This is a genomic window from Vibrio sp. 99K-1 (genome assembly GCF_013114585.1).
In the GTDB taxonomy this organism is placed as follows: Bacteria; Pseudomonadota; Gammaproteobacteria; order Enterobacterales; family Vibrionaceae; genus Vibrio; species Vibrio chagasii_B.
Genome location: NZ_VTXF01000001.1, coordinates 56,849 through 69,562, shown reverse-complemented (window position 1 = coordinate 69,562; position 12,714 = coordinate 56,849). Strand labels below are relative to the sequence as shown.

Here is a 12,714-nt window from a genome sequence, read left to right as displayed (position 1 = left end):
TATTGAAATTAGAAAACCCCAAAGGCATTACCTTTGGGGCTTTTAGTTTATTGTGCCCTTGATTCAGAGCGCTGAAGGCTCGGCTTTAAATTTGGAAACAGTAATTTAGGCAGTAGTCCTCACCACTTTTTGCTCTAAATTCTTTATCTTCACTACACGCCTTTGGTTTACCCTTTTCATCACCTTTAACTAGGCTGATCCAGTGTCGCATCGCAGCAATAGTTTCTTGGTGTAAGATGGTATTCGTTGATTCAGCTGGAGATTGACCAAAAGTCGTGCACGACTCCAGTTGGATATCATCAATCTCAACTAGCTCAATGCACCCCGTCCCTTTATGGCAACCAAACATTACTTCTAGGTGACTGCCGCTGCCATCGCGGAACAGGATTGAATCCGGGTCACTTTTCTCTCCCATGTAAGCCACGAAGTGCTTAGGGTGCTTAAGGCCGCTGTGCTGGCCATCTTTAAAGTAAGCCATAATATGGCGGTAATCGACTACGTAGCTCGTCACATCTTGATGCGAACCATGCTCTAGAGGAAACAGGCGGTCAAGCAGTTGCTTCGCTTTCACTTGTTTCTCATTTTGTTGGTTTGCACTGATTGTCTCCACGGCAAAGACAGCTTCAGCGATAAATGGCTTTGATTGTTTTTGGATTTCTGTTTTATCGAATGTCAGCATATTCATAGTCTTTCCCTCTTGACCAGTCCGGTGAAAACCACCGATTTGTAACGCAAAAATGTGTTCTAGAGCAATTATTCCAAACTAACGTTTAATTTATTTGTCATTTTGTGAATTGCTTAGTTTGTAGATTAGCGCTTTTTTACATACAATTTCACAACAAAAATTTTACAATGTGAATTTTACAAATATGGCCTTGTCAAAAAGTTTAGTTCGTCAGTCACATTTCCTAGGTACGAAAATCCGAAATCTTAGGAAGCGTAACCATTTAACGATGGAAGACCTGTCTGCGCGTTGTATTAGAATCAACCCAGAATACGCCCCTTCCGTTTCTTACCTCTCAATGATTGAACGTGGAAAGCGGGTGCCAAGCATCGATATGCTTGAAGTGATCGCGCAGGTCTTTCAGAAAAACCCAACGTGGTTTCTCGACGATGAATCAGAACAGCAGGCCATTGCTCCCGACAAAGGTAATCGTGGCGGGATTAGCGGTATGGCTCTTGAGCCTAGCTTTCTTTTCTCCAACGACATCCTGCAAATCGCGATACCAGAGATGTTGTCACAGACCGGTATATCGGGCCGTCAGTTCGCACATCTATTGATTAGAGCGCATCAAGAGAGCCACCAGAACCACTTCCCTGACCTTGAGCGCGCCGCTGAAGAGGTAGGCCTAAAACGACTCAACCTTAGCATAGAAGACCTGATAGACATCGCTAGAAGCCTTGGAATCAATATCCGCTGGGTAACACGCACACCACAAGACGTGGTCGATGAGCTAGGAATCAATGCCAAGCAGTTAGTGACGTCGTTCTTTGAACCTCCTGGCACTATCTTCTTGAATGAAATCCTCAAAGAGTATCCAACGCGTTTGAAATACGACTTGTCGGTTTACATCGGCCATTGCATTTTGCATAGCAAAGAAGGACTAAAGAGTGTGTTATCGGTGGGAAATAACAACACATGGGACGACAACCAAGTATCAGGGTCTTCTCAACTCAACTCTCAAGATATTTTGCAAGCGTGGCGAGATTTTGAATCCAGCTTCTTTGCTGGTGCTCTGCTGTGCCCGAAGGTTCCTTTCAGACAGCTGCTTGACCGTACCGGTTATGAAATCGATGTCCACCAAAGAGCAGGGGTTTCCCCCTCTGTTGCGATGCGACGAATGACGGTAGTATCCCCCTACCCTCACTGGCACTACTTTGATGCTTATGGACCGGGGAAACTCAAGGCGGTATACCGCGGGAACGGGATTCCACTGCCTTGGGGGAATATGAGAACGGTGGCCGACCCATGTCAGCATTGGGCTGTGTTCCGTCGATTATCAGAGCCTCGTGCGGGTAGCTCAGCTCAAATCTCCATTTTAAACGTGGGTGACGAGCCAAGAATCTACTGTTGCGAATCCATCAACATGACGGATCCGGCGGGTAACAATCGCGTATTGTGTGCAGGCATAGACCTCAACCCTGCGATTGATGCCCAAGGCGGTAATTCAAGAGAAATAGCAGAGCAGCTAAAAGCTTCGTGCGTTGACAATGGAGGCTCTGTAGCGATCCCACGTAACATCAAGAAAGATCTCACGACCATCGCCAAGATTCTAAATATAAATTGGATTGAACGTGGGATAGAAACAGAGGCGAGGCTTATCTGCTCAAGAGGCGGAGAGTGCCCACGCCAACCAAGCTGTTATTCAAAGTGCGGTGAGAGTTAATAGCGAAACCGGTGGAGCATGGGCCTGAACACTCATGCTCTGCTTGTTTTGCTTAGCAAAGTTGAGCTAATTAGGGTTAATGGATAATTCGATTTGCTTGGTTTTGGAAGAAAGTAAGAAGTAAAACAAAAATAGAACCTCAAATTCAGACAAAAAAAAACCAATCACAAAAGGGTGATTGGTCATATATTTTGTGTGAACAATAAGGGTTCACTAACAACGTCAGTTGGCTAGGTGACCCTCGGCTTAAGAAGGGTCACCTCTAATAATGCAGCATACGTGCCAACTTTTAAATCACCTATTTACTACGCATCTGGACACGTATTAGCCGTAAATTCCTGTTTGTTTTGCAAACTGGAATTGCAAATTGCAAATATCAACAAAAACGCTAGTGATTATGTTGTTATTAAAAACTTATTAAAGACAGATTAACCTTGAGTTAAATTACTCTTTTTCAATAGATTCAATAAGTTTAACATCCCTTTCGACCTATCACTTTTCGATACCACACGCATAAAAAAACGCGAACATTGATCATCAATATTCGCGTTTATCTCAGTGCTGTTGCAGAGCGATTTAGGCTTTCAAGAAAGCAACACTCTGCTTATGGCACTAGCAGCAGAAATTCTTACTTCTGAGGCGCAGGCTTCGAACGAGATCGAGACGGTTTGTTCGCCGAAGGTCTGTTTCCTGAAGGCTTATTCGATGACTTACCTGGGCCGTAGCTGCCACCGTATCCAGACTTCTTCGCTTTGCCAGAGCCTGTCGGTTTACCTTGATTATTTTTTGAGCCCGAACGCCCCTGTGAACCCGAATTGCTTTGTGAACCTGAGTGGCTTTGTGAATTAGAGTGGTTCGAAGCTGGCTTCTTACCTGTATTCCCACGCTTGAAGTTACTGCCATTGTTTCTTACTGACTTCTCTTCACCCGCAGCAGCTGAACCGTTTTCAGCAGGCTTTCTAGCGTGTGTAGGTTTACGTTTTGGCGCAGAACCGGTACCTGGTACATGGCGCTTGTTCTTACCTGTAGGCTTATGACCGCGAGCGTTATCACCCGAACGTTGACCATCCACATGTTCACGTGGTTGTTTCGCTTTCTTCGGCTTTTTAGGCTTAATTGGACGCGTATCCAAACGCGACTCCGGAAGCTTGTTTACTGGCGAGAAACCTTCAAGTTCACGGCGCTCTAGCACTTGTTGAATTAGACGTTCAATACCGAACAGCTCACCAACTTCATCCGCACAAACCAATGAGATTGCTTTACCTACTTCACCCGCACGACCTGTACGACCGATACGGTGTACATAGTCTTCTGAAACGTGTGGAAGGTCGAAGTTAACCACTTGAGGCAGTTGTGGGATATCAATACCACGAGCCGCGATATCAGTTGCGACTAACACTCGTACCTTACCCGTTTTGAAGTTCTCTAGCGCTTTAGTACGAGCACCTTGGCTCTTGTTACCATGAATAGGTGCAGCAGTAATGCCTTGTTCATCTAGGAAGCGAGCCAGCTTATTTGCACCGTGCTTAGTTTTGCTAAATACCAACACCTGACGCCAATCATTGTCTTTGATCAGCTTCGCAAGCATTGGGCTCTTTTTCTTCTTATCGACTGGGTAGATACTCTGTTCAACCGTTTTCGCCGTCGAGTTTGCAGGGCTTACTGAGATTTCAACCGGGTTATTAACCAAGCCTTTCGCTAAGCTACGGATATCGTCAGAGAAAGTCGCAGAGAACAGTAGGTTCTGACGTTTCTTAGGTAAGAAAGCCAAGATCTTACGAATGTCACGGATGAAACCCATGTCTAGCATACGGTCCGCTTCGTCTAACACTAGGATCTCTAGTTGATCGAAACGCACTGCATTTTGGTTGTATAGGTCAAGTAGACGACCCGGTGTTGCCACCAGCACATCACTGCCTTTACGTAGTTTTTGCATCTGAGGGTTAATTTTTACGCCACCGAATACAACACTCGAAGTCAAAGGTAGATTGATACCGTACTTAACAACACTGCCATTCACCTGAGCAGCAAGTTCACGAGTCGGTGTTAATACCAATGCGCGCACTTGGTTCTGACGAACACGAGGGCCTTTTGATAGTAATTCAAGAATAGGTAGCGTGAAGCCAGCAGTTTTACCTGTCCCTGTTTGAGCAGCGGCCATAACATCTTTGCCCGTCAGGACAGCTGGCACGGCTTTCTCTTGGATTGGTGATGGCTTATCGTAACCTTGTGCTTCAATAGCTTTAAGGATTGGTTCTGAAAGGCCAAGGGAGGTAAAACTCATAGATTATTTTCTCAGTTGAATAACATTTAGTACGAGCGACAAATGATAAAAGGGTGTCGCTGCAGCTTTTGCTGATCAAATCATTGATACGGAGCAAAGCGCGGTATTCTGAGGCTTTTCCCCACATTCAGCAACTAAATTCTAATCGCAACTGAGATTCTTTCTAGGTTATCTGACGCTTCTGCTCGTACATTTTTTCATCAGCGGCTTTCAACAGGCCATCGACATCATTAAAGCTGTTGTCATAAATGACCCACCCCACACTGATTCTGAGATAAAACGAGTGTGCTTCATAAACCACTGGCGTTTCGCATATCGCGCCTTGTAGCTTTTGCGTAATGGTTGCCACGTGTTGCTCATCAATAATGCGTGGCAGCAGTACCAAAAACTCATCACCACCAATACGCGCAACAATATCTGAGATGCGCAGCATACTCTTGATTCGTTTGGCGCACTCAATCAATACCTTGTCACCTGCCGCGTGACCATAAGTATCGTTAATCGCTTTAAAACCATCAAGGTCGATATTCACCACGGCGAAAGTCTTCGTTCGCTGCTTCTGAACCGTTTTGAATGCTTGCTTGAGGCTATACATAAAGTAGCGTCGGTTTGGCAACATGGTCAGTTCATCATGCATTGAACGGCTATCAGCAATACGATAAAGGCGATAGATCATGAAGTAAGCGCCCATAAGAATCAGCATCAACCCATACCCAATCAGCCTAACACTATGGATTCGAGACCAAGGCACATCCATCAGTACGTGGTCGTTCCCCGATAACGCCAAATACCAACCTCCGTAAGGAAAGTTTACCTGTTCAGTTGTAAAAGCATTAGTAAACACATCTTCTGTTCCGTAGAAAACCTCGCCATTTTTACCAGCACTATTCGCCCCTCGAATGGCTAGGTTGTATTTGTTTTCAATCTTACCAACACCTACATCTTCTAACAGTGCATCTAAGTCGATAACCGCGCTCGATACGCCCCAATAGTTTTGATTAAAAGGAGGATCTCTAAAAATAGGGGTTCTTGTTATTAAGGCTTGCCCACCTTGGAACAGATCAAAAGGACCAGCAATAAAGGTGTTACCTATGTTGCGAGCAATCTCAACTGACTCCCATTGGATGGGATGGTTTCGATAATCAATGCCAAGGATCTGCTCATTGCCTTCCAATGGATAAACAAAATTAAGTACATCGTTTTCAGCAAGACCAATCAATCGAATGTGGAAGCCATCTCGAATAATGTTCTGAGCTATCTGATCCCAACCTTTTTGATCGCCATTAGGATTGATCGTTACAAGGGTTGAGAAGTTATTAAGGATATACATATCAGACACGATCGTCGCTTCTATGCGGGAGCGAATAATCGATAACTGCTTTTTAGCGACTGAATAGGACTCGTTCTTGAGGAAGGTTAATTGCTTGGCGTGAAAATACTCAATCGCACTCGCGACAATAAAGAAAAATAACAACGATAATAATTTGGCAGGCCACTGCTTGCTAAAACGACTTGGCATTCGAGAACCTCTAACACTTTTGTTCTGTTTACTGCCTTGAATCGGCTCATTTCTGGCTTGTTGTGTCAGTATGCCGACATGTTATTAAAAATCCACACTTTGAGTCTGGTCTACATTCATTATTGAGTCATTCATCACTGATAGCCAGTTAACTACCCTGATTATTCAATCAAAAAACCTAAATGAACCTTATAAAGCTTACATTGTATTGACCCAAGCCTTACATTAAAGGATTCATCGGTGTTATTTTATACTTACGAACAATCAGCTTGGTACCTTAAAAAATGAAGTTAAAGACCCTCACTCTGTGCACTTTATTATCTGCCTCTGTAGCCGTTGCGTTTCAAGCACAAGCTTCCTCTGATACATATGAGGCTGTTGACGTACAACAGAATAAGCAGGAAAAAAACGTACCAAACCTCCAATCACAAGCTGATTCTCTCGATACTCAACACCAATCTTTCAAACAATCAGCCGACCTGATTCGCACCACCTATGAAAGCCAACTCTTCACTCTCCCAGCGTTCAAAGAGGGTCACTACGGTTTACGTATGTATCGCCAAACATTGGACGACAAATACGCCGCAGCGGTATGGAGCGATATGGCCCGTGTCGCTAGTAAGCTCAGCAGCCTGTCGAATGATGTTCACACCATGGAGCAAATCGTCCTTTATTCAGAGAAACGTGTTGCTTCTTACGTCGGTGATGACGATGAGCGCAGTGTACGACGTTACAATATCACCAAGCATATGCCCGAATATCTATATCTAGGCGTTGATCTTCTTGGCTCTATGGCACGTGCCAGTGAATACGGTTTGGAACACAAGAACGATGCCAAGCTACGCGAAATCATTCGTCGCTATGACTTTTCTCGTTATGTAACCAATGAAGACATGGTGAAAGCGTGGGCGGCTCAACTAGCGAATCAAGTTTACTGGCTACGTCAGTTGGGTGAACAAGATGTGGTTGATGAGTTCGTCGATACCTTCAAAAAAGCGTATCCCGACGACAAGGACAAGAAGCTTTCAAGCCAACAATACGGTAATAAGATCTATGGCATGACACATGTCATCTTTGGTGATTCCGAATACTACCAACATCAAGTAAGCGAGCAAGAGCACCAATGGATCTACGATTACTTTAGAGAAAACATCGATACCATCCTACTGCGTGCAAAAGAAGATGTGATTGCCGAAGTTGGCTTGACCTTCCTACTTGCTGGCTTGGAAGATGATCCAGTAGTAGAGAAGACCCGCCTTGCAATCCAAGCCTCTATTGATAAGAAACACGGGATGATCCCTTCTATCACGGGTGACTTTGACCTTGAGTACGGCGAACATCGCAACGTATTGGCAATCATGCTACTCGATTGGCAACAAGTGAACGAAGCGCCAACGTTCAAGGGCAACCCGAAAGTGTTTAAAACGATTCCTTACGGGCTCATTGAAAACCAACCATTGAGTAGATAGAAACTCCAAGGTTTATCTACAGAATCTAAAAAGCCGCACACCTTTCGAGGCCTGCGGCTTTTTAATGTCTGTTACGTTACTACGACATCAATCCAAGAATAGTCGTTCATTAAGCTTCAGAAACGGCTTTGTTCATCACTATCGTGAAATCCCCTTCCGTGTAACCTTCAATCAAAGAGACATCGTCACACAGCGTTTTACAGAAGCGATAGACGCCTTGAGGATGATAACTCATCAAGGTATTACGCGAAGGATATTGGCTTGAATTGAGCAGATTAAAAATCACCGCCTGATTCGCTAGTCCAAACATACGAGTAATCATGTTAGTTAGGTAATCAGAATCGCGAGAGATATAGTTCAAAGAGCCACTGGCAATAACCACATCGTGCGCTTCTAGATTCATTTTACTCATGTCACCCGCCATAAACTTGCAGCGAGCTTCGGTGTAGTTTTGCTTGGCCTTTTTAAGAAAGTCGGCATGCTGGTCAACGCCTGTGTATGATTGGATGCGGTAGATACTATCGAGCAGTTCGAACAACTCTCCATAGCCACATCCCAAATCCAAAACACTCTTATTTTCAAAATCTGTCGCGCGTGCAATTACTTCGAAGCGACACAACTGGCTCTCTTCGTTGGTCCAACCTAGAGACTTTGCCCTATCCCCTTTCCAACGGTGGGTTTGCTTTCGGTGATACCAATACACCTTAAAACGATCACGCCAATGCATTACACGCAACTCAACCACATAGTCAGACTTGCTAGGCGTCAGAGTCGTTAGTAAATAAGCCACCGATCTTATAACCAATCGCATAACAAACCGCGGCAACGGTCACGAACACCAGTGCTGAGAAGAAGTACGCTGCCGATGCTGCTACACCTGCGCCCCATACAACACTAAATACTAAACCGAGATAAGCTTCTTTTGGCCACTGAGAGATAGGAAACTGTTCACCACCAGCAATAAGATAAACCAACGCAAATAAGCCAATGAAGGTGGTAATAAGACCGATGAGGACGCGCATGTTCATGGGAAGACCTTTGATTAATTGGACTTGGTTGCTTTTGTTCTGGTGAAAACCGATTGTTCTTAATCGAAGCCGAACGTTATTAATCGCAACCTAATGATATTGAAGTATATCGGATAAAACAGGCTTGCTCTATTACTCTTCCGAGTGAGCCTGAAACGCAATAGAAGCGGTGAGAGAAGTGGTAACTCCGAATTCACTTAACTAGCAGACACAAAAAAGCGGGCACCCTTCTTACGTAAACTCCGTAAGTAAGGTGCCCGCTTTTAGTGAATTTAGCTGTTTTTGCTAAACCTAGCTTAAAGCAGGATGAAGATACCCGCTAAACATGCACTCATTAGGTTTGCTAGCGTACCAGCAGCTACCGCTTTCAAACCTAGGTTAGCAACTTCAGCACGACGCTCTGGTGCCATTACGCCGATAGAGCCCAGTTGAATCGCGATAGAACCGATGTTAGCAAAGCCACATAGAGCAAATGTCACAATCACTTGGCTGTGTTCAGATAGCAGTGCTTTGTTCTCTACAAAGTCGATGAAAGCAACAAACTCGTTCATTACGATCTTCTGACCAATGTAAGAACCCGCCATTAATACTTCATCACTCGGAATACCGATTAGCCATGCTAGTGGTGAGAATAGGTAACCGAAGATTGCTTGCAACGTGATACCCGCAAAGCCGAACGTATCACCTAGGCTTTCTAAGCCTGTGTTTACCATGGCAATCACACTCACAAATGCAATCAACATAGTACCAACCGCCACTGCGACTTTCATACCGTTCATCGCGCCGCTAGCCAACGCATCAATCACGTTGCTTTGGTCAGCTTTATCTAGCTCAATGTGGTCGTAGTCACTCGGTGTGCTGCGTTCAGGAACGATGATCTTCGCCATTAACAAGCTACCCGGAGCCGCCATGAAGCTCGCAGCAATAAGGTATTTAAGCTCAACACCAAGGCCAGCATAACCACCAAGTACACTGCCAGCTACCGACGCCATACCACCTGCCATTACAGCAAACAGTTCAGAACGAGTCATAGACTTTAAAAATGGACGAATAAGAAGAGGAGACTCACCCTGAGAAAGGAAGATATTACCAGTCGCTACCAGAGATTCAGCTTTACTTGTGCCAAGCAGTTTTTGCACCGCTCCACCTAAGATTTGAATCACTTTCTGCATGATGCCTAAGTAATAAAGCGCAGAGATCAAAGCACTGAAGAAGATAATGATTGGAAGTACGCGAACCGCGAAAATGAAACCTTCAGTAGCAAGATCACCGAAAAGGAAAGCAATACCCGCGTCAGCAAAACCAAGCAGGCTAGAAACACCATTACTTAGACTTGTTAACGCTAACTGTCCCCACGGGAAGTACAAAACTAAAGCTGCGAAGCCGATTTGAAGTAGTAGTGCACGAATCACCGTTTTCCAGTTAATCGAAGAACGACTTTCAGATAGCAGGTACGCGCAAGCAATCAGTGCAATAACACCGACAAAACCAAATAGAATATTCATAATGTGTCCTAGTAATCCTTATAGAGTGAACATGAGCCAAGCGAATGACATCAAAGGAACAGGACAAAGAACCGCAAGCAAAACGCTACGCGATGAAGGGGCTAACAAAGTTAGCGACTGTAACAACGAGTTGTTCATGTAAAAAATCACCTTATACAAGCAGTGGAACGTAGCTGGTCCGGTCCGTGGGGTCATTCACATATCCATGTGACGGCTTGTATTGGCTAAGCACCGGCTTAAAACCGGAAGAGAAGTATAAACAGTTGATTGAGACTTTCATCACATTTTTTAACGCAAACGATCGCGCGGTCAAAAAACACACAAAGTCGAACTATTTACCGTGATAATTCACTTTATCAGCAATAAATAAGAGAAATAAAAACACCATTAAAACAAAAAGCCACATGAAGTGGCTTTTTCAAAATATGTTAGAAAGTAGGAATGACTAGTTTAGTAGTGCACTTTTCACTTCAGGATCTCGAAATATCTCTTCAAAGCGCTGTTTGTAGATCCGTTGCATCTCATTGATGATTGCACCGCCATCAGGCACATCATTCTCCCCTTGGAAGTTTTTGCTGAGTAGCTTCTTACCAGCTTCATCATAAATAATCACATTAACGTTGTACCAAGAATTGTCCGTGAACGCGTGAAAGTCATACTTCCATTCATTCAAGACGAACATCATTGATTTGTTGTCGAACGCTTTCATCTGCTCGGCAACCTTAGTGATATCCTCTTCCGGTGTCGTCTCAACAGACTCAACGGCAACTTGCTGTTTTTTCAAGCCTGCTACTAGTCTATCCGTTAAAAACTGAGACATTGGCTGCTGTGTCGCCGTGTTGTAGGTATAAGGAATACCTAATGAGCTGCGAATAATACCTTCGAACTTTGGCTCTTTATCGTGATCGAGAACGTATGGTCGCTTGTCGATCACAGCTATAGTCAGCGCTTTTTCTTGCGGAACTTCATTGAGTTGAGGTGCACTTTGCTCTGCGGTTAATACTGTCGCACAACCGGAAAGCCCTAGAGATACTGCAGCAAGCAGCAAACTGACGAGTTTTTTCATTAGATTTACCTATCTTATTGTTTTGAATAGGCTGTTCTAACAAACATTGCCTCGCCCCGTAAACATTCATCAAATCAATAATTTATATAATCTTTATTTCTATAAATTAGCTCACACATCAGGTTGAATTTATTGAGTCGTAAATCAATAAAACGCTAAGTAACAAGCCCTTGTAAATGAGAGTTATGAAATGAACGAAATATGTTCAACCCATGTAGATCACCAAGTAAGCTCTTAGTTAATTCTGTGTGATTATTAGCAGTTTTCTGTGCTCTACCTCATTTACCGTGACTTCAAGATTCATCTTAAGTTTAGATACGTATATACTTTGTAGGTATCTCACCAAATAATATCTATAAAATACGAATAGAGCTGATCAGATATAACAGCCTTGAGACTAAGAGAGGAAACACGTGAAGAAAATGGAAGCTCCGCACGATATGAACATTGGAGCTAAATTCAAAACAAATAGACACGGTTATGTGACAGTAGTTGAATATTATAATACTCATACTGTTATCGTCGCGTTTGAAAACACCGGAAATATTCGAGCTATCAGTGCGGCTAAATTACGTACAGGCCAACTAACTGATCGTTCGGTTGCTCCTGAGTCAATTATGATTGGCGAACAGGTTGAATCGGTTAAACACGGAATATTAACCATTACTCAAGTTGAGTCTGAAAATATTGTTGTGTTAACAAATGCTGACAATGAAGAAATTAGAATGCTATTGCCAGCAGTACAAAAAATGAAAGACAAAGTTGAAGATATTGATGAAGATAAACTTGAAGCATCAAAACCAACTTCTCTAAGCCAGTTAACTAAAAGAAGTAAAAAGACTAAAGACGTTAATAGCATGCTTAAGAAAATGCTTACCGATTACGGAAGATACGATTAATTCAACATTTAATCTTAGCTAAACCTTTCAAGATTCAAATTCTAATATCCAAATAAAGATCCTCCTCCCTATCTAAATAAAAGACGTTGCATATTCAAGTGAGAACTTAATTTGATCAAGATCCCACTCTGAATTTCTCGCGCAATTTAACGAGATCTGCGTCACAATCTCATTTTGACTTTGTGACGCAAGTCTTATTGAGATCTCAATATTTCCATTAATATGCTCCCACACAATAAGAGAACGAAGTTTCTCAAACCTTAAAATCCAATCGAGACAAATATTATGAAAAAGATTCTTGTAGTTTGCGGTAACGGCCTTGGTACTTCTCTAATGATGGAAATGGCAGTGAAAGATGTGGCTAAGAAAATTGGTTTTGAAGCTGAAGTTGATCACGAAGATCTATCTTCTGCAGCATCAAGCACTGCGGATATCTGGGTTGCTGCAACTGACGTTGCGAATCAACTAAAAGAAGCGGGTAAAGAAAACATCATCAGTCTACAAAATATTTTTGACAAAGCATCAATCGAAGAACAACTAAAAACTTTCATGTAAGG

11 protein-coding genes are annotated in these 12,714 nt (G+C 43.3%); 4 read left to right on the top strand and 7 right to left on the bottom strand.

Features of this window, described 5'->3' with window-relative positions:
* Positions 1 to 85: 85 nt before the first annotated feature.
* Complete coding sequence (locus F0228_RS00305) at positions 86 to 685, bottom strand: malate synthase (protein ID WP_105057972.1); 600 nt, start codon at positions 683 to 685, stop codon at positions 86 to 88.
* A 169-nt stretch (positions 686 to 854) separates the two neighbouring features.
* On the opposite strand from F0228_RS00305, the gene F0228_RS00300 reads away from it, so the two are divergent.
* A complete protein-coding gene (locus F0228_RS00300) occupies positions 855 to 2,387 on the top strand; it encodes a DUF3612 domain-containing protein (RefSeq protein ID WP_081090288.1) in 1,533 nt (510 codons plus the stop codon).
* Positions 2,388 to 3,015: 628 nt separating this feature from the next.
* On the opposite strand, the gene F0228_RS00295 is transcribed toward F0228_RS00300, so the two are convergent.
* Positions 3,016 to 4,671 (bottom strand): DEAD/DEAH box helicase, encoded by a 1,656-nt coding sequence (locus F0228_RS00295; RefSeq protein ID WP_061031270.1) that lies wholly within the window; start codon positions 4,669 to 4,671, stop codon positions 3,016 to 3,018.
* A 163-nt stretch (positions 4,672 to 4,834) separates the two neighbouring features.
* A complete protein-coding gene (locus tag F0228_RS00290) occupies positions 4,835 to 6,190 on the bottom strand; it encodes a diguanylate cyclase (protein ID WP_171761664.1) in 1,356 nt (451 codons plus the stop codon).
* Positions 6,191 to 6,474: 284 nt separating this feature from the next.
* Here F0228_RS00290 and F0228_RS00285 point away from each other — a divergent pair, with 284 nt between their 5' ends.
* Positions 6,475 to 7,659: a DUF3541 domain-containing protein gene (locus F0228_RS00285; protein ID WP_171761663.1), complete on the top strand. Its 1,185-nt coding sequence runs from the start codon at positions 6,475 to 6,477 to the stop codon at positions 7,657 to 7,659.
* 109 nt (positions 7,660 to 7,768) lie between these two features.
* Here F0228_RS00285 and F0228_RS00280 read toward each other — a convergent pair whose 3' ends face one another.
* The 4 genes from F0228_RS00280 to F0228_RS00265 all read right to left on the bottom strand — a co-directional run bounded on the left by F0228_RS00280 (position 7,769) and on the right by F0228_RS00265 (position 11,258).
* Positions 7,769 to 8,386 carry a class I SAM-dependent methyltransferase gene (locus tag F0228_RS00280; protein ID WP_061031273.1) on the bottom strand — a complete coding sequence of 206 codons (618 nt, stop codon included), beginning with the start codon at positions 8,384 to 8,386 and terminating at the stop codon, positions 7,769 to 7,771.
* Between the two features lie 31 nt (positions 8,387 to 8,417).
* Positions 8,418 to 8,687 carry a hypothetical protein gene (locus F0228_RS00275; protein ID WP_171761662.1) on the bottom strand — a complete coding sequence of 90 codons (270 nt, stop codon included), beginning with the start codon at positions 8,685 to 8,687 and terminating at the stop codon, positions 8,418 to 8,420.
* 296 nt (positions 8,688 to 8,983) lie between these two features.
* Positions 8,984 to 10,192 (bottom strand): NupC/NupG family nucleoside CNT transporter, encoded by a 1,209-nt coding sequence (locus F0228_RS00270; protein ID WP_004740074.1) that lies wholly within the window; start codon positions 10,190 to 10,192, stop codon positions 8,984 to 8,986.
* 445 nt (positions 10,193 to 10,637) lie between these two features.
* Entirely contained in the window at positions 10,638 to 11,258 is a 621-nt protein-coding gene (locus tag F0228_RS00265; protein ID WP_171761661.1) for a hypothetical protein, read from the bottom strand.
* Positions 11,259 to 11,680: 422 nt separating this feature from the next.
* On the opposite strand from F0228_RS00265, the gene F0228_RS00260 reads away from it, so the two are divergent.
* Together F0228_RS00260 and F0228_RS00255 are read left to right on the top strand one after the other, a co-directional pair.
* A complete protein-coding gene (locus tag F0228_RS00260; RefSeq protein ID WP_008217326.1) occupies positions 11,681 to 12,157 on the top strand; it encodes a hypothetical protein in 477 nt (158 codons plus the stop codon).
* Positions 12,158 to 12,442: 285 nt separating this feature from the next.
* On the top strand, positions 12,443 to 12,712 hold the full coding sequence (locus tag F0228_RS00255) for a PTS sugar transporter subunit IIB (RefSeq protein ID WP_004740070.1): 270 nt from the start codon (positions 12,443 to 12,445) through the stop codon (positions 12,710 to 12,712).
* The last annotated feature ends 2 nt before the right edge of the window (positions 12,713 to 12,714 follow it).

What these genes read in the sequence shown, in the direction of transcription:
- F0228_RS00255 (WP_004740070.1), top strand. Translation starts at nt 12,443, where the DNA reads ATGAAAAAGATTCTTGTAGTTTGCGGTAACGGCCTTGGTACTTCTCTA.
- F0228_RS00295 (WP_061031270.1), bottom strand. Translation starts at nt 4,671, where the DNA reads ATGAGTTTTACCTCCCTTGGCCTTTCAGAACCAATCCTTAAAGCTATT.
- F0228_RS00265 (WP_171761661.1), bottom strand. Translation starts at nt 11,258, where the DNA reads ATGAAAAAACTCGTCAGTTTGCTGCTTGCTGCAGTATCTCTAGGGCTT.
- F0228_RS00285 (WP_171761663.1), top strand. Translation starts at nt 6,475, where the DNA reads ATGAAGTTAAAGACCCTCACTCTGTGCACTTTATTATCTGCCTCTGTA.
- F0228_RS00290 (WP_171761664.1), bottom strand. Translation starts at nt 6,190, where the DNA reads ATGCCAAGTCGTTTTAGCAAGCAGTGGCCTGCCAAATTATTATCGTTG.
- F0228_RS00260 (WP_008217326.1), top strand. Translation starts at nt 11,681, where the DNA reads ATGGAAGCTCCGCACGATATGAACATTGGAGCTAAATTCAAAACAAAT.
- F0228_RS00280 (WP_061031273.1), bottom strand. Translation starts at nt 8,386, where the DNA reads ATGCATTGGCGTGATCGTTTTAAGGTGTATTGGTATCACCGAAAGCAA.
- F0228_RS00275 (WP_171761662.1), bottom strand. Translation starts at nt 8,687, where the DNA reads ATGAACATGCGCGTCCTCATCGGTCTTATTACCACCTTCATTGGCTTA.
- F0228_RS00270 (WP_004740074.1), bottom strand. Translation starts at nt 10,192, where the DNA reads ATGAATATTCTATTTGGTTTTGTCGGTGTTATTGCACTGATTGCTTGC.
- F0228_RS00305 (WP_105057972.1), bottom strand. Translation starts at nt 685, where the DNA reads ATGAATATGCTGACATTCGATAAAACAGAAATCCAAAAACAATCAAAG.